The sequence below is a fragment of the Sneathiella sp. genome (assembly GCF_041689005.1).
Classification (GTDB): Bacteria; Pseudomonadota; Alphaproteobacteria; order Sneathiellales; family Sneathiellaceae; genus Sneathiella.
In genome coordinates this window covers 1-22778 of record NZ_JBDNHC010000035.1, presented here as the reverse complement: position 1 = coordinate 22778, position 22778 = coordinate 1, and the positions used below count along the sequence as shown (strand labels likewise).

25 protein-coding genes and 1 tRNA gene are annotated in these 22778 nt (G+C 54.5%); 8 read left to right on the top strand and 18 right to left on the bottom strand.

Annotated elements, in window-relative coordinates:
• Positions 1-337 (top strand): hypothetical protein (locus ACESNI_RS04480; RefSeq protein WP_373085275.1); only part of this gene is annotated, 337 nt, incomplete at its 5' end.
• 252 nt (positions 338-589) lie between these two features.
• On the opposite strand, the gene ACESNI_RS04475 is transcribed toward ACESNI_RS04480, so the two are convergent.
• From ACESNI_RS04475 to ACESNI_RS04465, 3 genes are read right to left on the bottom strand one after another with little or no spacing between them, the layout of a single operon-like run.
• Positions 590-1156, bottom strand: coding sequence for a DUF5681 domain-containing protein (locus ACESNI_RS04475; RefSeq protein WP_373085274.1), 567 nt, complete (start codon positions 1154-1156; stop codon positions 590-592).
• Positions 1153-1725: a DUF5681 domain-containing protein gene (locus ACESNI_RS04470; protein ID WP_373085273.1), complete on the bottom strand. Its 573-nt coding sequence runs from the start codon at positions 1723-1725 to the stop codon at positions 1153-1155. The genes ACESNI_RS04475 and ACESNI_RS04470 overlap by 4 nt, the downstream gene beginning before the upstream one ends.
• On the bottom strand, positions 1715-3001 hold the full coding sequence (locus ACESNI_RS04465) for a site-specific DNA-methyltransferase (RefSeq protein WP_373085272.1): 1287 nt from the start codon (positions 2999-3001) through the stop codon (positions 1715-1717). Before ACESNI_RS04465 ends, ACESNI_RS04470 begins: the two co-directional genes overlap by 11 nt.
• Positions 3002-3200: 199 nt before the next feature.
• On the opposite strand from ACESNI_RS04465, the gene ACESNI_RS04460 reads away from it, so the two are divergent.
• The 3 genes from ACESNI_RS04460 to ACESNI_RS04450 all read left to right on the top strand — a co-directional run bounded on the left by ACESNI_RS04460 (position 3201) and on the right by ACESNI_RS04450 (position 5486).
• Positions 3201-3482 (top strand): DUF3489 domain-containing protein, encoded by a 282-nt coding sequence (locus ACESNI_RS04460; protein ID WP_373085271.1) that lies wholly within the window; start codon positions 3201-3203, stop codon positions 3480-3482.
• A gap of 85 nt (positions 3483-3567) precedes the next feature.
• Positions 3568-3897: a DUF2924 domain-containing protein gene (locus ACESNI_RS04455; protein WP_373085278.1), complete on the top strand. Its 330-nt coding sequence runs from the start codon at positions 3568-3570 to the stop codon at positions 3895-3897.
• Positions 3894-5486: a recombinase family protein gene (locus tag ACESNI_RS04450; protein ID WP_373085270.1), complete on the top strand. Its 1593-nt coding sequence runs from the start codon at positions 3894-3896 to the stop codon at positions 5484-5486. The genes ACESNI_RS04455 and ACESNI_RS04450 overlap by 4 nt, the downstream gene beginning before the upstream one ends.
• Positions 5487-5915: 429 nt before the next feature.
• Here the strand turns inward: ACESNI_RS04450 and ACESNI_RS04445 are convergent.
• The 12 genes from ACESNI_RS04445 to folK all read right to left on the bottom strand — a co-directional run bounded on the left by ACESNI_RS04445 (position 5916) and on the right by folK (position 14912).
• Positions 5916-6005, bottom strand: a tRNA-Ser gene (locus ACESNI_RS04445).
• A gap of 140 nt (positions 6006-6145) precedes the next feature.
• Positions 6146-6418 (bottom strand): hypothetical protein, encoded by a 273-nt coding sequence (locus tag ACESNI_RS04440; protein WP_373085269.1) that lies wholly within the window; start codon positions 6416-6418, stop codon positions 6146-6148.
• A 215-nt stretch (positions 6419-6633) separates the two neighbouring features.
• Positions 6634-7530, bottom strand: a complete 897-nt coding sequence (era, locus tag ACESNI_RS04435) for a GTPase Era (protein ID WP_373085276.1) — start codon at positions 7528-7530, stop codon at positions 6634-6636.
• A 19-nt stretch (positions 7531-7549) separates the two neighbouring features.
• On the bottom strand, positions 7550-8254 hold the full coding sequence (rnc, locus tag ACESNI_RS04430; RefSeq protein WP_373085268.1) for a ribonuclease III: 705 nt from the start codon (positions 8252-8254) through the stop codon (positions 7550-7552).
• Positions 8254-9003 carry a signal peptidase I gene (gene lepB / locus ACESNI_RS04425; RefSeq protein WP_373085266.1) on the bottom strand — a complete coding sequence of 250 codons (750 nt, stop codon included), beginning with the start codon at positions 9001-9003 and terminating at the stop codon, positions 8254-8256. The genes rnc and lepB overlap by 1 nt, the downstream gene beginning before the upstream one ends.
• An 89-nt stretch (positions 9004-9092) precedes the next feature.
• Entirely contained in the window at positions 9093-9506 is a 414-nt protein-coding gene (acpS, locus tag ACESNI_RS04420; RefSeq protein ID WP_373085265.1) for a holo-ACP synthase, read from the bottom strand.
• 27 nt (positions 9507-9533) lie between these two features.
• Complete coding sequence (locus tag ACESNI_RS04415; RefSeq protein ID WP_373085264.1) at positions 9534-10274, bottom strand: pyridoxine 5'-phosphate synthase; 741 nt, start codon at positions 10272-10274, stop codon at positions 9534-9536.
• On the bottom strand, positions 10271-10891 hold the full coding sequence (locus ACESNI_RS04410) for a DUF2062 domain-containing protein (protein WP_373085263.1): 621 nt from the start codon (positions 10889-10891) through the stop codon (positions 10271-10273). The genes ACESNI_RS04415 and ACESNI_RS04410 overlap by 4 nt, the downstream gene beginning before the upstream one ends.
• A 20-nt stretch (positions 10892-10911) precedes the next feature.
• A complete protein-coding gene (pyrE, locus tag ACESNI_RS04405) occupies positions 10912-11499 on the bottom strand; it encodes an orotate phosphoribosyltransferase (RefSeq protein WP_373085262.1) in 588 nt (195 codons plus the stop codon).
• Between the two features lie 16 nt (positions 11500-11515).
• Entirely contained in the window at positions 11516-13666 is a 2151-nt protein-coding gene (locus ACESNI_RS04400; protein WP_373085261.1) for a bifunctional (p)ppGpp synthetase/guanosine-3',5'-bis(diphosphate) 3'-pyrophosphohydrolase, read from the bottom strand.
• A 153-nt stretch (positions 13667-13819) separates the two neighbouring features.
• The gene (gene rpoZ, locus ACESNI_RS04395; protein WP_373085260.1) at positions 13820-14218 is read right to left on the bottom strand and encodes a DNA-directed RNA polymerase subunit omega; all 399 of its coding nucleotides are present in this window, start codon (positions 14216-14218) and stop codon (positions 13820-13822) included.
• Positions 14219-14378: 160 nt separating this feature from the next.
• Positions 14379-14912: a 2-amino-4-hydroxy-6-hydroxymethyldihydropteridine diphosphokinase gene (gene folK, locus ACESNI_RS04390; RefSeq protein WP_373085259.1), complete on the bottom strand. Its 534-nt coding sequence runs from the start codon at positions 14910-14912 to the stop codon at positions 14379-14381.
• 161 nt (positions 14913-15073) lie between these two features.
• Here folK and ACESNI_RS04385 point away from each other — a divergent pair, with 161 nt between their 5' ends.
• The gene (locus ACESNI_RS04385; RefSeq protein WP_373085258.1) at positions 15074-15679 is read left to right on the top strand and encodes an NYN domain-containing protein; all 606 of its coding nucleotides are present in this window, start codon (positions 15074-15076) and stop codon (positions 15677-15679) included.
• Here ACESNI_RS04385 and ACESNI_RS04380 read toward each other — a convergent pair.
• Positions 15652-16374, bottom strand: a complete 723-nt coding sequence (locus tag ACESNI_RS04380) for a hypothetical protein (RefSeq protein WP_373085257.1) — start codon at positions 16372-16374, stop codon at positions 15652-15654. The genes ACESNI_RS04385 and ACESNI_RS04380 overlap by 28 nt on opposite strands.
• 307 nt (positions 16375-16681) lie before the next feature.
• Here ACESNI_RS04380 and ACESNI_RS04375 point away from each other — a divergent pair, with 307 nt between their 5' ends.
• Positions 16682-18037, top strand: a complete 1356-nt coding sequence (locus ACESNI_RS04375; RefSeq protein ID WP_373085256.1) for a phospholipase effector Tle1 domain-containing protein — start codon at positions 16682-16684, stop codon at positions 18035-18037.
• Positions 18038-18047: 10 nt separating this feature from the next.
• Here ACESNI_RS04375 and smpB read toward each other — a convergent pair whose 3' ends face one another.
• Together smpB and dapA are read right to left on the bottom strand one after the other, a co-directional pair.
• A complete protein-coding gene (gene smpB, locus ACESNI_RS04370) occupies positions 18048-18497 on the bottom strand; it encodes an SsrA-binding protein SmpB (RefSeq protein ID WP_373085255.1) in 450 nt (149 codons plus the stop codon).
• A 21-nt stretch (positions 18498-18518) separates the two neighbouring features.
• Complete coding sequence (gene dapA, locus ACESNI_RS04365) at positions 18519-19397, bottom strand: 4-hydroxy-tetrahydrodipicolinate synthase (protein ID WP_373085254.1); 879 nt, start codon at positions 19395-19397, stop codon at positions 18519-18521.
• 272 nt (positions 19398-19669) lie between these two features.
• Here dapA and pepN point away from each other — a divergent pair, with 272 nt between their 5' ends.
• Entirely contained in the window at positions 19670-22306 is a 2637-nt protein-coding gene (pepN, locus tag ACESNI_RS04360) for an aminopeptidase N (RefSeq protein WP_373085253.1), read from the top strand.
• A gap of 90 nt (positions 22307-22396) precedes the next feature.
• Positions 22397-22778, top strand: a 382-nt coding sequence (locus tag ACESNI_RS04355; RefSeq protein ID WP_373085252.1) for a hypothetical protein, incomplete at its 3' end; no start/stop codon positions are given.

Below are 22778 nucleotides of genomic sequence, written 5' to 3'. Positions count from 1 at the left end.
TACTCAAACACAAATTCCGTTTCGCGTATCGGAGAAGTTCTTCAAGGGTATTGATAGTGTTGTGAGCGTGCAATCTGGAACCGTGCACGGGCTTAATCCAGCTCAAGCTCACGGAAACAAGAATACAATCAAACTAGAGATACCTGAACTGAAGGAATTCGAAGACCCCTATGCAAGATTTGAGAAGACCCCCACTGGCGTGATTTATGAAGTCCACGATGTCGGAAGTCCAAAAGGAAATCAGATTAAGAAGAGTCTTGAGGAGGGAATGGACACAGGATTAACCCAAACCAGCATTAGCAATATCTCCAGTGCCACATGGTGGCGTTACATTTAAAGTTCCAGAATCTACAAAATTGTCATTTCGTTCGAACACATTGCGAGTATTCAGTGTAAATATGTTCTGCTGCACAAATCTTATGATATAAAACGAAGCCCATTCATTTGCTTCCTATATGCTTCCAGTGATGATTTATCGGGGATGTCTGTTAGCGTAGAAACACCGCCAACCCAATGGGAAAGCGGCGTTTAATTTGGTTGCGGGGGCAGAATTCGAACCTGAAACCTTGAGGCTATGAGCCTGCCCTCCCTACGGTAACACCTCCCACCAATCTGGCCATTTCACCTTCCGGGGCGTGCGGGTTGCCTGCAGGACCGTGCGCTGCTCCTCACGGGTGAGATGCCGCTCTCCGAGGCGTGTCAGGGCGGCCTCGACAATCCAGGGCTCCAGTGCCATCCGGGCAGTATCCCGGTACGGATCGAGCTTCTTTGCCATACGCAACGGTTGGAGCGCTGTATTGACGCTGCCAGGCGAGACAAAAATTGTGACAAACCTGGCGAACTGAAGTGAGTCGACGGCTTGCTCGCTTTTCCCCTCTGCAATCGCCGTCATGGTATTGCGGGCCGCCGTTGTGTCACCTTCAAGCCCACGCCTGGCAAGCTGCAGCAGGAACGCCTCCGCTGCCGTGACCTTTCGCTCGATGCCCTCCTCGCGGATCGTCACCCTCTGCCCCAATACTGCTTCATAGGGAGTTTCCTTGTAACGCCCCCGTGGCCGTCCCTTTGGATTGCCGCTCCGGCCCTTTTTAAACCGTGTCGCGGCAGGTGGTTGTCTGTAGCCAACGCCGCTGTCATTTCCGTTTCCATCGCCAGTCATTCGTCCGTTCCTCTTGGCCAATGCAGACTATCCGGATCGCGTGTACAGCGCCGGATCTCGGAGAGATCATTTTTGGTCAGTTTCTTACCGCCGCGGCGCCGGCTCAGGGCCGCCTGCACCGCCCAGGGCTCCAGCAGCATTTGGGGTCGAGGTTCGTGATAATCCTCATGCGTCGGATCAAGGTCTGTAATCTCGAGCAGCAAAAGGGCATCATCTGCATTACCCGGGTCATCCGATTGAAGAGTGGTCGCGCCCTTTGGCGATTTCCGCCGGTTCTCCGCCGCAAGATATGTGTCGCGCTTTATAATCCATTTCAGCACCTCGCGTTGTGCTGATCGATTGCCCTCTATTGCGTCCTGCAAGACGCCTTGCTGCAGCGCCTCTTCCACAGTGATCTCCCGCAGGACCCCGTTCCGGGTGACCGTCAGGGTCTTGTCCAATATCACTTCTATGGCGGGCGACGTCTGCGGCTTTGCTCTGGATTTCGGGCGGCCCTTGCGATTGCCGCTATGGCCCGGCTTAAACCGCCCCGAGACGGGCGGTCTTCCTCTTGTGGGTTTATCGCTCATTCAGCCCCTCCCCCGTCTCAAGACGGGGCTCCTTCCCCGTCAGCGCTGACCATCGCGCGAGGGTAACATCGACATAGGCAGGATCAATCTCAACACCCCGGAACCGGCGACCTGTCCGCTCGGCGGCAATCAGGGTCGTGCCCGAGCCCAGGAAGATATCAAGGACTAGATCACCGTGGCGGGTGACATCCTTGATGGCGTCCGCCACCAGCCCCGTCGGCTTGACCGTGGGATGCAGCGCAAGATCTTCTCTCCGGCTGCCGCGGAACGAATTGACCGAGGCATAGTCCCAGACATTGGTCCTATTGCGACCATGCTTGCCAAGTTCGACCATGTTCAAGTGCGCCGCCTCCCCGACCCGGTAGACAAACACCAGTTCATGTTTGGAGCGGTACAGCGAGCCCATGCCGGCGTTGGACTTGTTCCAGACACAGAGGTTGAGGAAGTCGCCATAGACATCACGGGCAACAGCGGTCACATCGTCCATATGCCGCCAGTCCATGCAGATAAAATGAACGGCCCCGTCGCGCGAGACGCGCGCGCAGGCGCCGAGTGTTTCTGTGAGGAACGTCCGGAACTCAAGGGTTGTCATCTCGCCCGCGGCCATGGCGAACTCACGGTGCCGGCCGGCGGCGTTCGCATGTCCGCTGATCCGGACATTATAGGGCGGATCAAGAAAGGCCGCATCGACAGGTGTATCCGCTCCGACGACCTTTTGTAAAAACGCAAGGTCACGACCATCGCCACAGCCGATACGGTGATCGCCCAAACTCCAGATGTCGCCAGGTTGGGTCCGCGGGGTTTCCGGGACGGCGGGAATGACCTCATCGTCGGGATCGTCCTGATCTTTCAGGATCACATCGATCTCGCCGGTGGAGAACCCGGTCAGGGTCACGTCCATATCGACATCAAGACTTGCGAGCTCGGAGAGTTCCAGCTTGAGGATTTCGACATCCCAGCCGGCATTCAGCGCGATCTTGTTGTCGGCCAGCCGGAGCGCGCGCTTCTGGATCTCCGTAAGACCTGACAGCGTAATCACCGGCACTTCATCAAGGCCCATTGCCTTCGCCGCAAGTAACCGGCCATGCCCCGCGATCAGATGGCCGTCTGGGTCAGCAAGGATCGGATTGGTAAAGCCGAACGCGGCAATCGAGGCTTTGATCTGCTCGATCTGTTTCTTTGAATGGGTGCGGGCATTCCGGGGATCAGGCACCAGATCACTGACCGGCCGGTAGATAAGAGTCAGCTGGCTCTTAATGTCAGATCCTTCACTCATTTCTTACATCCAATCCCTTATTTGCACCAAAAACGGTCATGTTGGAGATGAATATAACGCCTTCCAGCCCCCCAATATACCAACGTTTGGAAGGGCTGGACTTTGGGGCGCAAACGAGCGTCACTGTCGTTGCGCCCGTTTGCCGGGCTGTTGTCGGTACGGGCGGAACTGTTCCGCCCGATAACCGGAGGAGAGATCCATGACATCTCAAAAACCCAATTCATTGAGTCGTAAGCGCAACAAAACAAGCATCACAGCCACCCCCCAACCCACATCCATGGCCTCTACCAAACTTGAACAGATCGTTAAACGTCTCGGGCGGAAGGACGGTGCCAGTCTTACTGAGCTTTGCACCGCCACCGGATGGCAGGCGCATTCAGTGCGCGGGGCCATTGCCGGCGCTCTGAAGAAGAAAGGCCATTCGATTACCTCTGAGAAGATCGACGGGGTCCGCCGCTACCGGATCGGAGCGTCACAATGAAAGGCGTATCTGACATGGATGCCGAGATCAGGGCCTTGGAGACGCTTGGGCTGGAGGACCTGCGTGCCCCCTCTGGGCCGCCCGCATCGGGCCACCACCCAAGCTGCGCTCGCCGGATCTGCTACGCCTGATGCTGGCCTGGCGGCTGCAGGCAGAAGCTCTGGGCGGAATCCTTCCCGAGACCCGCCGCCTGCTCACCCGGCGCGGGACCATTGCGCCCGAAGGCCGTGCCCTTGGCGATGGCGCCATCCTGCGCCGCGACTGGCAGGGCCGCCGGATCGAGGTCGTGGTTGCGGCGGATGGCTTTCGCTGGGAAGATAAAACATACCCGAGCCTCTCGGCCATTGCCCGGGCGGCAACCGGGACCCGCTGGAACGGCCCGCGCTTCTTTGGACTTCGTGAGAGCACCCCATGAAGCCGCCCCTCCGGCGCTGCGCGCTCTATACCCGCAAGAGCTCCGAAGAAGGGCTCGAGCAAAGTTTTAACAGCCTCGATGCCCAGCGTGAGGCCTGCGCATCCTATATCAAGAGCCAGGCCAGTGAAGGCTGGCGTCCCCTCCCTGCCCGCTATGACGACGGCGGGTATTCCGGCGGCAGTATGGAGCGCCCCGGGCTCAAGCAGCTCCTCACCGATATCTCTTCGGGACACGTCGATATCGTGGTCGTCTACAAGATCGACCGGCTGACACGCTCGCTTGCCGACTTTGCCCGCATGGTGGAGCTGTTCGAATGTCATGACGTCAGTTTTGTCAGCGTCACGCAATCCTTCAACACCACCTCCAGCATGGGACGGTTGACACTCAATGTGCTGCTCTCCTTTGCCCAGTTCGAGCGCGAGGTAACCGGAGAGCGGATCCGCGACAAGATCGCCGCCTCCAAGAAGAAGGGCATGTGGATGGGCGGTCATCCCCCACTTGGCTATGACTTGCCGGAAGCGGGCTCTCATACATTACGGGTAAATGACACCGAAGCGGACATAGTCCGCCTGATCTTCACAACCTATTTGCAGATCAATTCCGTCCATGCCCTCGTGCGCCAGCTTGAGAGGCAGAATATCCACTCAAAGGCCCGCACGACCCTCGCCGGCAGATCCATTGGTGGCCGCCCTCTGAATCGCGGGGCGCTCTATTATCTCTTGCGTAATCGCGCCTATCTCGGCGAAGTGCCGCACAAGGACCAGTCCCATCCCGGCCTGCATGACGCCATTATTGATGCGGAGTTGTTCTCGGCCGTGCAGCAGCGGCTTGATACCAATGCCCGCCGCCGCAAGGCGACCGGCGTGCAGGTTGCCCGCTCGCCGCTGGCGGGGCGCATTGTTGATACCGACGGTCAGCCGATGTCGCCGACATTCGCTTATGGGCGCAGCGGCCGTCTGTATCGCTATTATGTGTCGGCACCTTTACAGCGCGGGGTAAAGCGCAATCCGCAAGACGACGCGCCGCGGCGGGTTTCTGCGGCAACGCTGGAGGCCCGGTTACTGAAAGCGATGACACGCCTTCTCCCTGCCCTGCAGGAGGATCCACTCAAGCTTGCGAGCCGCGTCGAGATCCATGCAGAGAGTGTCGAGGTTCTGTTGCCGCTTAACCTTATCAACAAGGTCAATGGCAATCTTGATCCCGGTGAGCGGGCCGTGCCCGATCCCGCCGAACCGGAATGCTTGCGGCTGACCCTGCCCTGGCGGATGCAGACGCGCGGCGGCAGGGTTGAAATTGTCGCCGGTGATCAAAACGCGACACAACCGGACCCGTCCCTGATCAGGGCGCTGCGTACCGCCCATGCCATGATTGAATACTCGTCAAAGAACGGGCCAATCCTGCAAACATCCCCCACGACACCCTGGCGGCGCCAACTGGTCCGGCTGGCGTTTCTCGCGCCCGAAATCCAGCGCGCCATCCTCGAGGGGCGACATCCGCACACCCTGACGCTGGCCGTTCTTATGAAGGGCGAGATCCCGCTGCTCTGGGCGGACCAGCGTCGTCTCTTCGGGATCGCAACAGCGGGTTGAAACCGACTTAATCCCCCGATCAGGAAAACTCTTAAGTCACCTGTTAATGCGTTAAAATCACCTGTTAATGACCATAACAGGGCCTGTTATGGTGCTTAATCGACCTGTTATGAGCAATTAACAGGAAAGTGGCATTTTACGACCATAAAGCTTTGAATTTACTGGATAAAATTATAGGTCTCTCGCGTACAGGAGGTCATTTTACCCTGTTATTTGGCATTTTTTTAAAAAATTCCCTGTTAACGCCCTGTTAACGCCAAACTCACCCTGCCATCAGACGGCCGGAGACGGGGCAGCAATTTGCCCCTGTAGAACCGTTATCTAACGGTCCGGAGACGCCGGCAAGATTGGGATTGGCGGTGAAAGTTCGCCCTGTTACGGGGGGTTGCACGCAACGAGCGGGATCGGAGACAGGTTGTCGGGAGTGCGTGGCGGTGAGGGTGGGATTCGAACCCACGATAGAGTTGCCCCTATTCATCCTTAGCAGGGATGCGCCTTAAGCCACTCGGCCACCTCACCGGAGGCGGCAATATCGCAGATTTTGGTGGCCTGTCAAAGCTTTTGTGGCCGGTTTCCGGAAAATCACGGTTCTGCATCGGATATAAAGGCATCGGCCGGAATTCACCCCCCATGCAAGCGGATGACGGCGAGGATAAGGCTTATCGCCGTGCAATCCATTCACGGGCCATCCTCTGGGCCCGGGCGATCTCCTGTGCCGACATATCCATTGAAATTTCCGCCCGGTTCTCGCGCGCCGCTGTAACTCCGTTCATGGCCGCCAGATTGAACCATTTATGAGCGGTTATCAGATCCTGCGGCACCCCGTCCCCGGTAGAAAAAAGAAGGCCTGCCCGGTACTGTTCATCCGGAATGCCCGCATCCGCACTTTGCAAATGCTTTTCAATATAGTTCACGTTAAGGTTAGCCATCATCTTCAGTCCCCATAAATCAACAAGTAACGACTTAAAAAACCAATTTCGAATACTTCACGCATGTATTACGAAGCCATAATGAAAGGCAGTAGGTTAATTTTTTGTTTCCGAGTTTATTTTTTGCGACCCGTTAACAGAAAAACCGGTGCAAGCATGTCGCAGGCACCGGTTCTAGCTGGATTATAGGAAGGTTTTTTACGGCTGGAGTGTCCTTTTTAGTCGTCCTTCGGAAAATCAAGGCCCATTTCCCGGTATCGTTCCGGATCATCGAGCCATTTTTCCCTGACCTTGACGAACAGAAACAGGTGGACCCGGCATTCCAGGCTGGCCTCCAATTCCTCGCGGGCCATCGCGCCGATTTTCTTGATCGTCTGCCCGCCTTTGCCCAGAACCATAGGTTTGTAATTGGCACGAGAGACATAAATGACCTGCTGAATTTTAATGGAACCATCTTTCCGCTCTTCCCAGCTTTCGGTTTCCACGGTCAGGGAATAAGGCAATTCCTGATTCATGCGCAAAAACAGCTTTTCGCGCGTGATTTCAGCCGCCAATTGCCGCATCGGCGCGAGGGCCAGCTGATCCTCAGGGTACAGCCACGGGCCCGCCGGCATTTCCGCCGCGAGGGCGGCCCGCAATTCGGCGACACCATCCCCTTTAAGGGCGGAAATCATGAAAATCTCATCGAAAACCTCCTGCTCCGACAAGCGCTGGGCGAGCCCGAGCAAGCTATCGCGTTTCAGAATATCGATCTTGTTGAGAATAACATGCGCCCGGCGGTTATATTTCCGCAGCCCGGCGATAATACGCTCCACATCCTTGGTGATGCCTTTGACCGCATCGACAATCAGCACGATCCGGTCCGCATCCTCCGCCCCACTCCAGGCGGCATTGACCATGGCCTTCTCAAGCCGGCGGGTCGGCTTGAAAATGCCCGGCGTATCGACAAAGATTAACTGGCTCTGATCCTCGATGGCAATGGCGGTTACGCGGGCGCGGGTTGTTTGCACCTTGGGGGTGACAATTGCAATCTTTGCCCCGACAAGCTGGTTGAGAAGCGTCGATTTTCCCGCATTTGGCGCCCCGACCAGGGCCACGTATCCACAGCGTGTCATATCGTCATCCGGCTGGCTTTCATTCACCTTGCAAATCCTTCAACATTTTAGCTGCGGCCTTTTGTTCTGCCGCGCGTTTAGACGCGCCAGCCCCTTCCGCAGGAGCATGGTCCTCAACCGTAACCGCAACCTTGAATTTCCGGTTATGGTCCGGACCGGTTTCCGCGGTTATCGAATATATCGGTGGTGACTTACCAGCTTTTGCTAACCATTCCTGCAACGCCGATTTTGCATCCTTTCGGGACGCATCCTTAAGATCAAATCGCGGCCACCATTGCGATTTAATGAATTTTTTTGCGGCCCGCATACCGCCATCAAGATACAGGGCGGCAATCACGGCCTCCGTGACATCCTCAAGGATCGCTGGGTTTTGCCGGCCGCCCGCCGCGGCGAGATCGTCGGCCATCCGGATATACTTGGCAAGGCCCATTGTTTCCGCGATATCAGCTAGCGTTTCACGGCGTACTTGCGAATTATAGCGGCGGGAAAGCTGTCCTGCCTCCGCAGTATTGTACCGCTTGAACAGTTCCTCACTGATAATGAGACCGAGAACACGGTCGCCCAGAAACTCAAGCCGGTCATAGTCCGCCTGAGGCGTGCCTCCCCTGCCCTTTCCCTTGGTGATCGAGGAATGGGTAAGGGCCGCGGTCAGCAGGTTCTCGTCCTTGAAATCATGCCCCAGCAGGATCATTAGCGCAGCGAGACTTTCGGAATGCTCAGTCATCAACTCAAAGGTGTAAAAATACGGCTCCACCGGATCGCCATAGGATATTTCCAGATTTCATACCATTCGGCACTGCCGTCGAGGGACATGAAGAGGATCTCGGCGCGCCCAACCAGATTTTCCACCGGGATATAGCCGACATGGTTCAGAAAGCGGCTGTCAGTCGAGTTATCCCGGTTATCTCCCATGGCAAACACATGGCCTTCGGGGACCGTATAAACATCCGTGTTATCCATCAGGCCCTGTACCGTTTCATCAAGCGTTAAATAGGTCCGGCCACTGTCGAGCGTCTCGCGGTACTGAGCCACGCGACGGATATTGCCGAAGCGGTCACGATCAACAAAATCCTCCACCTTTTCCCGTTTGACCGGCTCACCGTTGATATTCAGTACGCCATTGATCATTTGCAGCTTGTCGCCAGGAAGGCCCATAATCCGCTTGATATAATCGACAGGTTCGCCAATAGGCTTTTTAAACACGGCAACATCGCCGCGTTCCGGCAGATCTGCGAAAATCCGCCCGGAAATCGGGGCGATACTGAATGGAAAGGAATGACGGCTATACCCGTAGGAGAATTTGGATACGAACAAATAATCCCCAATCATCAAGGTCGGCAACATCGATTCGGATGGAATTTTAAACGGCTCATAGGCAAATGTCCGGATAACGACGGCAATCAGAACCGCATAGATAATTGTGCGGATGGTTTCACCGGTTCCGCTTTTTGCCTTTATCGTTTCTTCCTTCATCAAACTCTTCCAAACTAATTTAAAAACCTTCAATTGCATGAACGGTCCCGGCAGGCAACCGATTTTCCGGAAGACGGCCCGCGCGCGGCCTACTCCTGATTTTCGGCAATCGCCGATATCAAGACGAATGCCTGAGCCTGCGGTGGCTCGTCGGTTATTGTCAGGTGAATTTCAACCCGCATTCCCGGCGGGGTGATCCGCTTTAACTGCTCGAGTGCCCCGCCCGTCAAGTTCATTGTCGGCCTGCCCGACCGCATGTTAACAACACCCATGTCGCGCCAGAAGACGCCGCGCCGAAATCCTGTTCCGAGGGCTTTTGCACAGGCCTCTTTCGCCGCATATCTTTTGGCGTAGGATTCTACCCGGTTAAGCCGCCGCTCGGATTTTGCGATTTCCACTTCCGTATAGATGCGATTGATAAACCTATCGCCAAACCGATCAAGGGTTTTCTCGATACGGCGAATATCGATGATATCGCTCCCGATACCCAGTATTAGTGACATAATCCTGTTTCCACCTGTCTGCCCGTATCAGGCCGCAGCCCGACGGGCATCATCCATCCGTCGCCGCATTTCGTGGATAGTCTTCTCCAGCCCGACGAAGATAGCTTCGCCAATCAGGAAATGACCAATATTGAGCTCCGTGAATTGAGAAATAGCGGCGATGGGCCCCACGGTATCATAGGTCAGCCCGTGACCGGCATGGCATTCAATTCCCATTTCCTCGGCAAGCGCCGCGGCCCGCTGGATCCGCACGAGCTCGCTCTGGCGCTTAATGCTGTCCGTGGTGTCGCAATAGGCGCCGACATGAAGTTCAACGATATCCGCGCCGAGCCGGGCCGCAGCCTCAAGCTGCTTTGGATCGGCCTCGACAAACAGCGAGACAAGTATGTCCGCAGCCTTCAGGCTCTCAACATAATGTCGGAGTGTCTCCTGACCTCCTGCCACGTCAAGTCCACCTTCGGTTGTTCGTTCCTCACGCTTTTCGGGAACAAGGCAGCTTGCATGGGGCTTATGCGCCAGCGCGATCGCCAGCATTTCGTCGGTTGCCGCCATCTCGAAATTAAGCGGAATGGTCAATTCCGCCATCAAGCGGGTCATGTCGCCATCGCCAATATGGCGCCGGTCCTCACGCAGATGGGCGGTCAGCCCGTCCGCGCCTGCCGCCTCTGCGATTTTTGCCGCGCGCAACGGATCCGGATGAGCTCCGCCCCGGGCATTCCGGATTGTCGCGACATGATCAATATTTACCCCAAGACGTAAATGCTTCATTTTTCCCTCACGCGTGTAATCTTCCGCTTTTTTGACTTCAGAATAGCGTTATTCTCACGCCCGATTCCAATCACTTTCGCCCGTTTTTCGTGAAACTTACGGATCAAAGCCTTCAAAGGATAGAAAAAAATGAGCCAGACGATGATTGACACCGGGATGCTGGCAAGCAGCATCGGGTGAATGACATTGAGGAAAATATGGGAAACGCTGCCCCAGTCTCCCGACCAGACGCCATCAAAAAACATTTTCATGGTCGCTTCGTTGAAGGACCCATGCCCAGCGTGATGGCCGAGCATCCAGTGCCCCATGCGATACAGTAACGTCCAGATGAAGGGGAAGGTCCAGGGATTGCCAACAACGGTACCAAGCGCGGAGGCGAGAATATTTGCTCTGAAAATCCAGGCAAGCAGCGCGCTCAGGATAAAATGAAACCCGATGAAGGGGGTAAAGGAAACAGCGGCCCCGAAGGCAAAACCGGCGGCAAGGCTGTAAGGCGTCCCGCGTAATCTTGCGAGCCGGTATCCGACATATCTCGATGACCGCTTAAACCCGATCGAGGGCCAGAAAAAATCCCAAAACTGCTTGATCCTGGAAGGTTTGTTACGGCGTAAAAACATTCGGCTATACTCGGTTTCGGTTATTTGATGTTGCGGCTGCCTGGCTTTATTGCCGGTGTCCCGGCGAGGTTGGGGGGAAGGTTCTCCGCGTCATAGGTGTTGACGGCCATGCGCATCAACGAAACCAGCGGAACGCCGACATCCACCGTCCCGTTGGAGCGGTCTATCAGACAAGTCGCCGCGATAACCTTGCCGCCTGCCGCCTCAATAGCATTAATGCATTCCCGGCTCGACTTGCCGGTGGTCACGATATCCTCGGACATGATCACCCGCGCGCCCGGGCTTAAGGAAAAGCCCCGGCGAAGCGTGAAAACGCCATTTTCCCGCTCTGTGAAGATACCCGGGACACCAAGCTGGCGGGCAAGCTCATAGCCAACGATAATACCGCCCATGGCAGGCCCGATGACGATATCCACGGCATCCGACCCCATCACGGCAATCACCTTATCCGCAAGCGCCCGGCACAGGATTGCCGCCCGATCGGGATGCATCAGCACTTTCGCGCATTGCAGGTAGCGGTCTGAATGCAGGCCGGAACTCAACAGAAAATGGCCCTCTAGCAAGGCGCCGGTGTCGTGGAAATGGGAGAGAATTTCGTCGTCGTGCATACCCGTTCTTTCAGTACTAACCTGTCGATCGTTCCACCGAGCTAATAACCGGATCGGCCCGGAGCGCGGCAATTATATTCGTCAGATGACGGACATCCGCCACCTGAACATCTATCCGCATTTCAAAAAAATCCTGACTGCGATTAACAATAGTCAGGTTGTTGATGTTGCCCTTATTCGAGGCAATAGTCGAGGTAATGCTGGACAGCGCGCCCGGTTCGTTCGCCATGATAATCGAAACCCGGCCGACCGGCAGGGCCGCCTGCTGGTTTTCCTCATCCCACGACACGTCAAGCCAGCGTTCAGGAACATCGGCAAATTGTTCCAGCGTATCACAATCAATTGTATGAATGGTGACCCCACGCCCGGTACTGACTATGCCGACAATACGGTCCCCCGGCAACGGATGACAGCAGCCAGCCAGATGCATTGCCATGCCGGGTATCAAGCCGCGGATTGGAATGGCGTGACTATTTTTGTGGGTCTGCTTAGGACGCGCCTTGGTGATCGGGACAACGTTCTCGGAGTCGCCCTGTCGGGTTTCACCCGGGAATATCACCTCGATCAACTGGCGTCCGGTCCGGATACCATTTCCGAGCATGTAATAGATATCGTCGAGGTCTTCCTGATCCCAGACCTTGATCGCTGTCTGCAAAGCCTTTTCGGCAAATTTTTTGCCTTCAACCCGAAATGCCTTTTCGGCGATCGCCTTGCCCAGCTCGACATACTGCCCACGCTGCTTCAGCCGGGTGAAACGGCGAATGGCAGACCGTGCCTTGCCGCTGACGACGAAACTTTCCCACGTGGGTGATGGCGTCTGGTTCTTCGATCTAAGGATGTCGACCTGGTCCCCGTTGCGCAACGTCGTTCGCAGCGGAACAAGGCGCCCGTTAATCTTTGCCCCGACGCAGGTATTACCGACGTCCGTATGGACCGCATAGGCAAAATCAACAGGGCTGCTGCCGGCCGGCAAGGAAATCAGATCGCCCTTTGGCGAAAAGCAAAAAACCTGATCCTGGAACATACTTAGCTTGGTATGTTCCAAAAATTCATCCGGATCGACAGTATTTTCAAGGATTTCAAGCAGCTCACGGAGCCAGCGATATTGCCTGCCCTCCTTCACATTCTCCAGATTTTCCTTGTATTGCCAATGCGCGGCGACACCATATTCATTCGTCTCGTGCATCTCGCGGGTCCGGATCTGCACTTCAATACGCTGTTTTTCCGGGCCAATCACGGTTGTGTGGATGGATCGGTAGTTATTGCGCTTGGGGATGGAGATATAATCTTTGAACCGCCCCGGAACCATGGAATATTTCGCATGCAGCACGCCAAGGACATGATAGCATTCCTCGACTGACTCGGTGACGACGCGAAAGGCAATGATATCGGCCAGTTGCTCGAAGGAGACGTTATTCCGCTCCATTTTGCGCCAGATCGAGTAAAACCGCTTCTCGCGGCCGTAGATTTCCGCCGTGATCCCTGCCGCGGCGACGTCTTCCTTCAGCGCGTCAACGATCCGGATAACAATATCCTCGCCCTCTTCGCGCAAATACTCGAGCCGGCGCTTGATCGAGTTCCGGGCTTCGCTATTTAGCTCAATAAACGCAAGGTCCTCAAGATCATCACGGAAGTTCTGCATCCCGATACGCTCGGCAAGCGGCGCATAAATCTCCATAGTCTCGGTGGCAATTCGTTTGCGCTTTTCCGGACTGGTGATGAAATGCAGGGTCCGCATATTGTGAAGCCGGTCAGCCAGCTTCACCAACAACACCCGGATATCGTTGGACATTGCCAGCAAAAGTTTTCTGAAGTTTTCGCCCTGCTTGGTCTGGTCGGATTGTAATTCGATCCGTGACAGCTTGGTCACGCCGTCGACGAGGCCTGCGATTTCACTGCCGAAAGTCTTTTCTATTTCCTCCCGGGTCGCCACCGTGTCCTCAATCGTGTCGTGGAGCAGCGCGGTGACAATGGTGGCCGTATCCAGCTTTAGCTCTGTCAGGATACCGGCAACTTCAATGGGATGGGAAAAATATGGATCGCCCGAGGCGCGAACCTGGGTTCCATGGGATTTTATCGTAAATATATAGGCTCGGTTGAGCAGATCCTCATCTGCTTGCGGATCGTAACTTAAAACTCGGTCAACTAGTTCAACCTGGCGCAGCATCAGCATCTACAAGTTTGGCATTGGCCGTACATCTCCGGCGGCGTTTCGTCTTCCGGGAACAACCGGCGGCCGCACTTGACGAAAAAGTGCGACTGCCCCTGATATCTCTTCCAGACGGAAGATCTAAAACGGAGGGTCTTTGATCCCGCGGTCTTAGCTTTCGGTGATTGTATCTTCCGCTTCTGCATCAGTCGTATCTTCCGCTGTTGCATCGATTTCCTCGGCGGAGAAGGTCTCGGTCGCTGCATTCTCCTGAATAACCCCGGCCCACTCATTACTCGAACTCATCAGGGCCGCCATGTTATCTTCTTCCGGCTCATCCACTTCGACCCGGCGCTGCAAGGAATGGATCAGGCTGGACTTCAGATCCTCAAGATCAATTGTCCCGTCACCAATTTCCCGGAGGGAAACCACGGGGTTCTTGTCGTTGTCCCGATCCACTGTCAACATCGAACCCGCCGCAATGGCGCGCGCACGACGGGCGGCCAGCAGGACAATCTCAAAACGGTTCGGAATTCGTTCTACGCAATCTTCGACGGTGACGCGTGCCATATACAATTACTCCAAATGTATGTGAATTAAATTATTACATATTCGTTTGGACCCAAGATAGCAAGTCAAAGTGATAGAAAAGCCGTTGAAATTTGGGTTTTTTCCGTCCTTTTTCCACATTTTGTCTCCTCTCCAGCAGCCAAAGACACTATTATAAAATCTACCGGCTGGTTTCCAGCGATGGCAGGATCTCAAATTCCTGTTGCTCCGGGAGGCTTTGCAGGCTCTCCGCCGCTCCCAGACCGTTCAGCGGATGCCGCCACTCCGACGCAATTTCGGCGAGCGGCGCAAGCACAAAAGCGCGTTCCTGAACTCGCGGGTGCGGCGCAACCGGTCCTGCCGTCTGGTCCTGATTGTCGGTCACCAGATCATGATAGACGAGTATATCGAGATCCAGGACCCGTGCGCCCCATTTTTCCTTGCGTTCGCGGCCAAATTTTCCTTCAATCTCATGCAACTCACCTAGTAAGTTGCCAAGCGCAAGTTCTGTCTCGATGGCGATCACGCCATTGACAAACCAGGGCTGATCAGACATCGGAACAGGCGCCGAGCGATACCAGCTCGATTGCCGACGGATCAGGAACCGTTTGCCAATTTCGCGGATCGCAACGGTCAATGTTTCCAGCGGCGGGCCGTATTCCGGATGAGATTTATTTGCCCCGAGGCCAATCAAAATCATTTTATAATAGCTCAAAAATCACAAAAACTCCTTATTATCCCCTGTATTTAACCATAATAAGCAAAAATCGGTGCATTTCTTGTCTAGAGTAAATCAAATAAGTTTGCTATTGATTGTTATGGAGACGGTAAAAATTACGATCTGCAAGTAGAAAATTAGTAGTAACGGAAAATATAATGCCTTTTTACTCCGAGGAAAGAATCGCCCTTTTTATTGATGGATCAAATTTATATGCCGCCGCTCGGTCGCTCGGATTTGATATCGACTATAAGAGGTTACTGGGCGAATTTGCCTCGCAGGGAAGACTGGTTCGTGCTTTCTATTACACTGCCCTGATCGAGGATCAGGAATACTCCCCCATCCGGCCCCTCGTCGACTGGCTTGATTATAATGGCTACACGATGGTCACAAAGCCGACGAAGGAATTCACGGATTCGACAGGTCGGCGCAAATATAAAGGCAATATGGATATCGAGCTTGCCATCGACATGATGGAACTGGCCGGACATATTGACCATGCGGTCCTGTTTTCCGGTGACGGCGACTTCAGGCGCCTGGTTGAATCAATCCAGCGTCAGGGCGTTCGCGTCACCGTTGTCAGCACCGTCAAGTCGCAGCCGCCTATGATTGCCGATGAATTACGGCGGCAAGCTGATTTCTTTATCGAACTCAGGGATATGGAGAAGAAGGTTGGACGGGCTGTCAGCCCGCGCCAAGACAGGGAATATGAAGACTACCCCGGTGAATTCGACCCCTACGAGGATGCGGAAGAACTCGCCTGAACTTTAAGGTCCTGTTTGTTCACATCCATTGGCTGTTGAACGCTTTTCCTGAACTCCTGCACCGCCTTCGTCGATAGCTCCTCCATGCCCCGCATCACGTTCTGTTGCCAGTCACTTTCAAAAATCGCCGTATGATTTTCGATAACCTCATTATTTACCGCTACCTTTTTCTCAAGTGATCGAACGGAAGACTTCAGGACAATTTCTGAAGTGTTATGCAGGGGCAATTGCCAAAACCCCCATTCAATCCATGACCAGAACTGGACGATTTGCACAGTGACAGGATAAGCCTCACTATAGTCGGGATCGTTGGCGTTCAAAACCCTGTAGCCATCGCTGCGAAACGCGTTGGTCAAGGCGCGCGTCATGACCCCGGCAACCGTCTCCCCTTCCGGCAGGACCACGTCGCCGAAAGCCTGGCCATAGCCATTTCGTTTTCGGGCGACCGCCCGAGCCTGTATCTCGGGACTGACGATTTCCGTTTCCGACAATGAGGGTATGCTGGGTGTCCTCGGCTTGAACTCGAATACCCGCGTATCCTCAACCGAAACGATTTTTATGTTTACACCCTTAGCTGGATTTGAAATATTATTGGCAAGATCCACGGGAATCGTACTGCGGTCCACTGCGCAGCCTGAAGCCATCTGCAGCACGATGAAAACCCCGGCCATTCTGACGTAAAAAAATTTACCCATGAGCCCTCGTATTCAGCATTTTATCTTTTTGATTGTTTTAAATATTATTTATTCTATCATAATGAGATAAAATTATTTTGTGCAACCAAAAAAATTGTTTAAATACAAATATATGGCCTCCCTGTCATGATTTAGTGACTTTTAAAAAGACGAAGCCATAAATTGACGATAAAATTGAGGGGCTATCGGGACAGGGAATAGCAATGGAATTTGAGTATATACGTCTCGAACAATTGTCTGTCATAAATGGCAGGTATCGTTTTGCACTCGGTTTGGTATAATTGATCCGACTAAGTTGAGAGGACTTATGACTCGAAAACTCATTGTGTTCAGTGATGGCTGCTGGGTAAAACCGCAATACAGAAGCCGGAAACGGCGTGTTCCGGGAAATGCGGCGCTAGCCTATCAATGTGTCGCCCCGACCGACCCGGAGAACCGGGAGCAGATCCGGCATCTGCTCGACGAGCACAGGAAAGACACCTATTACAGCAATTTTATGCAGCGTTTCTTTGGGTTGGGAACGCAGAAGGAAATTTTTAACGCCTATCAATTTCTCGCCAACAACCATCGAGACGGCGATGAAATTTTCCTTATCGGCGCCGGCCTCGGGGCCTATAGCCTCAGGCGGCTGGCCGACCTGATCGACAAGGCAGGACTATTGACCCCGGACAATCTCCATCTTCTGCCGACCGCCTATGAATATAGCCAGATCCCGATGGAAGCCCTGGAATCACCGGCGGCACAAGCGCTGGGCGAGTTATTGCCGCGGCGCCCCGTGCGCATCCGCTTTCTTGGCTGCTGGGACACGGTAGGCAGCCATGGCTTGCCAACCCCGGGGCTGAACCGGATTTCAGAAAGCTGGATGATGTTCACGGACCACAAGCTGAATAGCAACGTCGATGCGGCCTATCAGGCTATTGCGCTTGATGAGCGGCGCAGCCGTTTCAAGCCGGGACTTTGGACAGGAACCCATTCACCGAAACTGAAGGCGATGGAGCAGGTCTGGTTTACCGGATCACACGAAAATGTTGTTGGCGGCCGCCGCGATAGCGGCTTGTCTGATATTGCCCTGACATGGCTGCTCGACCGCGCGGCCGAAGCGGGCCTGTATGTGGACAGGGAGAAAATGGAGGAATTGACAGCACCGGATGTTACCGGGCGGATCGCCATGAACAGGCGCAAGGTATTCGGGCTTCCGCTACCATTCAAAAAGACCTTCAACCGCCCTGTTGGAAAGGTATCCCGCGAATTTTCGGCCAATTTTGACGCCGAGCCGGAAAAGCTCCATGAATCAGTGCTCGAGCGTCAGGAGCGGGACAAAAAATACCGGCCACGGCAACTCGCCAGCCTGTCCGAAGGCGATATCCCCGTGTTCAGGGCGACGCCCGGAACTTACGTGAACATGCGCCGCCACAAACGCCAAAGCGTCGACTGGCCGGGATTTCTGGTGAGTGGGGAAGCTAAGGTTAATGTCAGCCTCGTCGACTACAGCCGGACCGGCGCAAGAGTTTGGCTGAACGGTAAGCCGCCTGAGGGAAGTTCCCTCATCCTGCAATCTTCGAATGCCGCGATTAACGGATTGAAAAGCCGGGTCGTCTGGACCCGCGATAACTTCCTTGGCCTGGAATTCGCCCATCCCCTTCCGCTTGGAGCAATGGAGTGATTCGCCGCTACTAAGTGTTTTTCAAAAGCCGCTGCTTTTCACGGTTCCAGTCGCGGTCCCGTTCGGTCGCGCGCTTGTCATGCTGCTTCTTGCCCGAGGCCAGCCCGACCTTGACCTTCACAATACCACGGTCGTTAAAATACATCGACAACGGGATAAGCGTCTTTCCAGCCCTCTGGATCTGGCCGGCGATCTTGTTGATTTCCTTTTTATGCATCAGCAATTGTCGTGGCCGCAGGGGCTCATGGTTATTGCGGTTGCCATGGCCATATTCGGCGATATGGGCATTCACGAGATACAGGCCATCATTCTCAAAGGAGGCGTAGGATTCTTGAATATTGGCGCGCCCGGCCCGCAGGCTCTTGACCTCCGTACCGAGCAGCATCAATCCCGCCTCAAACTCTTCGTTTATGAAGTAGTTATAGCGTGCCTTCCTATTTTCAGCGATCGTCCGACCCATCGTGATATCCGTTCCCGCTCCCTAGTTCAGAAGCCCGGCATGGCGCATCGCCGCCTCGATCTCCCGCTTCGACTCGTCCTTGAATACGGGAATGATGGGCATACGCACATCCGGCTTGCATTTGCCAAGCAGCGAGAGGGCATATTTCGTCGGCGCCGGGCTCGCTTCCACAAACAATGCCTTATGCAACAAGATCAAACGGTCCTGAAGCTCAATCGCCGTTTCGGCATCACCTGAAAGGCTCGCCTCCTGCATTTGCGAGACCAGATCCGGCGCCACGTTTGACGTAACGGAAATACAGCCATTGCCGCCTTGCGCATTATAACCGAGCGCAATTGGGTCGTCCCCGCAAAGCTGGTTGAACTCAACTCCACAGCTCAGGCGTTGCAGAGCCGCGCGGGAGACATCGCCGGTGGCATCCTTGACGCCAACGATATTCTCAAGCTTGGCAAGCCGACCCATGGTATCAGGCGTCATGTCAACAACGGAACGGCCCGGGATATTATAGATATAAATCGGGATCTCAACCGCATCATTAATCGCCTTGTAATGGGCATACATGCCTTCCTGCGTCGGCTTGTTGTAATAGGGCATGGCGACCAGCACTGCATCAGCGCCCGCTTTTTTGGCATGCTTGGCAAGACGGATGGCCTCCGCAGTATTGTTGGAGCCTGCGCCCGCCATCACCGGCACGCGGCCGCCCGCGGCCTCGATGCACAGCTCGACGACACGATCATGTTCCGGGTGGCTTAAGGTCGGGGATTCCCCGGTGGTCCCGACAGGAACCAGGGCTTTGGTTCCGGACTTTATCTGCCAGTCACAAAAGGATTGAAACGATTTTTCATCCACGCGCTCTCCATCGAAGGGAGTAATAAGCGCTGTGATCGATCCTCTAAACATGGCAGTAACCTCGATTTGTGGTTTGCAGATATAATTTCGCCGACAAGCCCGCGGATAGCTCAGGGAATCGCAGATATGCTGTCGTCGAATGCCTGATTTACAGGCATGACGTGTAGCAAGGCAAGAAGTAACTGCATATGACGCCCTCAGGGCGCAATTTATGCCGCTTTTTTGGGTCTGCCTGATTTGGACTAACTTGCGCCTTGGCCCTTGATCATGACCGCAATCCGTTTATCTTGTAGATAAAGCACATTTCAGTAAAGGCCCGCATTTTGCACAAAACGACCACACAGCCCGCCACGGTTCTTCTCAAAGACTACAGAAAACCGGATTTCCTCATCAAGACTGTCGACCTGACCGTTGAACTTGGGGAGGAAATTACCCGCGTCATCTCAGTATTGCGACTTGAAAGAAACACCCCAGGCATCCCGGACATAACCTTAAATGGCGCGCATCTCGATCTCGTCTCCATCGCCCTGAATGGCACCCTGCTTGCTGCGGAATCCTATGAGAAGACGGACAAGCATCTCCGTCTTGATATTCCCCTAGACATGCAGGACTTCCGATTAACAATCGTCACGGACCTCAAGCCGCAAGAAAATACCGCGCTGGAGGGCCTTTATAAATCGAGCGGTAATTTCTGTACCCAATGTGAGGCACAAGGGTTTCGCCGGATCACCTATTTCCTTGACCGGCCGGACGTCATGGCGGTCTTCACGACCACCATTATAGGCGACGAGACGCGATACCCAGTTATGCTCTCCAACGGGAATTTGTCATCCCGCAAGACCCTGGATGACGGCCGCCTGTCGGTCACCTGGCATGACCCCCACCCTAAGCCGGCCTATTTATTCGCCCTTGTCGCCGGGGATCTTGCCTGTGTGGAAGACAAGTTCACGACGCAGTCAGGACGCGACGTCAAATTGCAGATATTTGTCGAAAAGGGCAATGAGGACAAATGTGACCATGCCATGATTTCACTCAAGAAATCCATGAAGTGGGACGAGGAGAAATTCGGCCGCGAATATGACCTCGATATCTTCATGATTGTCGCCGTCAGCGACTTCAACATGGGCGCCATGGAAAACAAGGGCCTCAATATCTTCAATTCCAAATATGTCCTGGCTTCACCGGAAACGGCAACAGACACGGACTTCGACGGCATTGAAAGCGTCATCGCCCATGAATATTTTCATAACTGGACGGGCAACCGCATTACCTGCCGCGACTGGTTCCAATTGACTCTGAAGGAAGGCCTGACAGTCTTTCGCGATCAGCAATTTTCGGCCGACATGAACTCTGCCGCTGTGCAGAGAATTGACGACGTGCGGGGTCTGCGGGCGGCACAGTTCCCTGAAGATGCGGGCCCCCTCGCCCATCCAATCCAGCCGCAGAGTTATGTCGAGATAAACAATTTCTACACCGCTACTGTCTATGAAAAGGGTGCTGAAGTTATCCGCATGATCCATACCCTGCTGGGGCCGGAAAATTTTCGCAAGGGTATGGACCTATATTTCGATCGCCACGATGGCGAGGCCGTCACCACCGAGGATTTCGTCGCCGCCATGGAGGACGGCTCCGGCATTGATCTTGGCCAATTTCGCCGCTGGTATACAACACCGGGCACGCCGGAAATATCCATCTCCGAAAAATATACGGAGGAAACCGGAGAGTTCGAACTTACCCTCGTTCAGAATAACCCGAAAGCAGGCAAATCCTCAAAGCCGTTACATATTCCGCTCAGAATGGGGCTGTTGGATGAAGCGGGCAACCCCGTAAAATTTCCGGACGGTCCGTTTAAGGGCAAGTATGACGGGGTCTTCAATTTCACCGAGCATAAACAGAAATTTACTGTTTCCGGCCTTAAAGCCCGCCCGGTGGCGTCCCTGTTCCGGGAGCTTTCCGCGCCCGTGAAGATACGTCAGAATGCCAGTGATGAGGCCCTCGCCTTTCTGTTCGCAAAAGATACCGACCTTTTCAACCGCTGGGATGCAGGGCAGCGTCTCGCGAGTAATATCCTGCTGAACCGGATCGCAACTTTTAAGGGGACGGAGAAACAACCGCTTCCCCCGCAATTCCAGAAAGCCTTTTCGGCGATCCTGTCTGACACTGAACTCGACCAGGCCTTTATCGCCGCGGCGCTCTCCCTGCCGGGTGAGCAGGACATTGCCCAGAAAATGGTCGTTGTCGATGTAGACGCCATTCACGCGGTCCGCAACGGCATCTGCAAGACCATCGGGCTGGAATTTGAAGATACCTTGCAACAGCTGTACGACGATTGTGCGAATTCAGCCGCGAAGGATAACCGGTCCGCAAGCGGTGCGCGCAAGCTCAAAAATGTTGCGCTGCATTTTCTGACCGCGACGGAACAGCCTAAATATTTCGAGCTTGCCGCCGAGCAATACCACACCACCGGGAATATGACAGATGCGGTGGCATCGCTCTCCCGTCTTGGGGAGACAAGCGGACCTCTCCGTGATGAGGTTTTCGCCGATTTTTATGACAGATGGCAAAAGGATCCGTTGGTGATCGACAAATGGTTTTCCATTCAGGCGATGGCATCGCGCAAGACCGCGCTTGACGATGTTGCCGCCCTGATGTCACACCCTGCCTTCACACTGCGCAATCCCAACCGGGTAAGATCACTAATCGGGGCCTTCGCCTCCGGCAATCCCGTCGCTTTTCATGACATGAGCGGCGGCGGCTATAAAATACTCTCAAACGTGATCCGCGATCTCAACAAGACTAACCCGCAGATTGCCGCGCGACTGGTCACACCGCTCGGACAATGGCGTCGTTATGACGAGCAACGACAAAAGCTGATGACGACGGAACTAGAAGAAATTCTGAAAATTCCGAATTTGTCCGATCATGTTTACGAAATCGCAAACAAAAGCCTGCATAATTAGCAAAATTATCTGATAATATGCTTCAAAGGGCTTATGCAACTGCAAATAAATGCATTTGTCATGGAATAAAGGACGGATTGGTAGCGCTATATGCGATTGTATTGGGGGATTGCGAGTTTGTTGACCGCGGCGATCCTGTTTTCATCGTCGGCCGGTGCAAGCGGGAAAGCAGAGCTGATCAAAAATGACCCTGCCAGCGCTGTGAATAGCGATGACCTGGTGCCGGTACCGCAGATGAAACCAGAAAGTGACGAGCTTGCCCTTCTGAATGTCATGTCTGCCCCGCTCCCGCAAAAGCGCCCTGCAAATATCGACCTTCCCCCGGGGCCGCTGGCAACCGGTCTGTTATCGTTGCGCGACTTGCGGCTCTATCGGGAGGCCTTTGCCGCTGCCGATGCGCGCAACTGGCAACAGGCGCGCGAGATTGCCGCCCGGGCGACATACAAGCTGCCCGCCAAGATTATCGACTGGC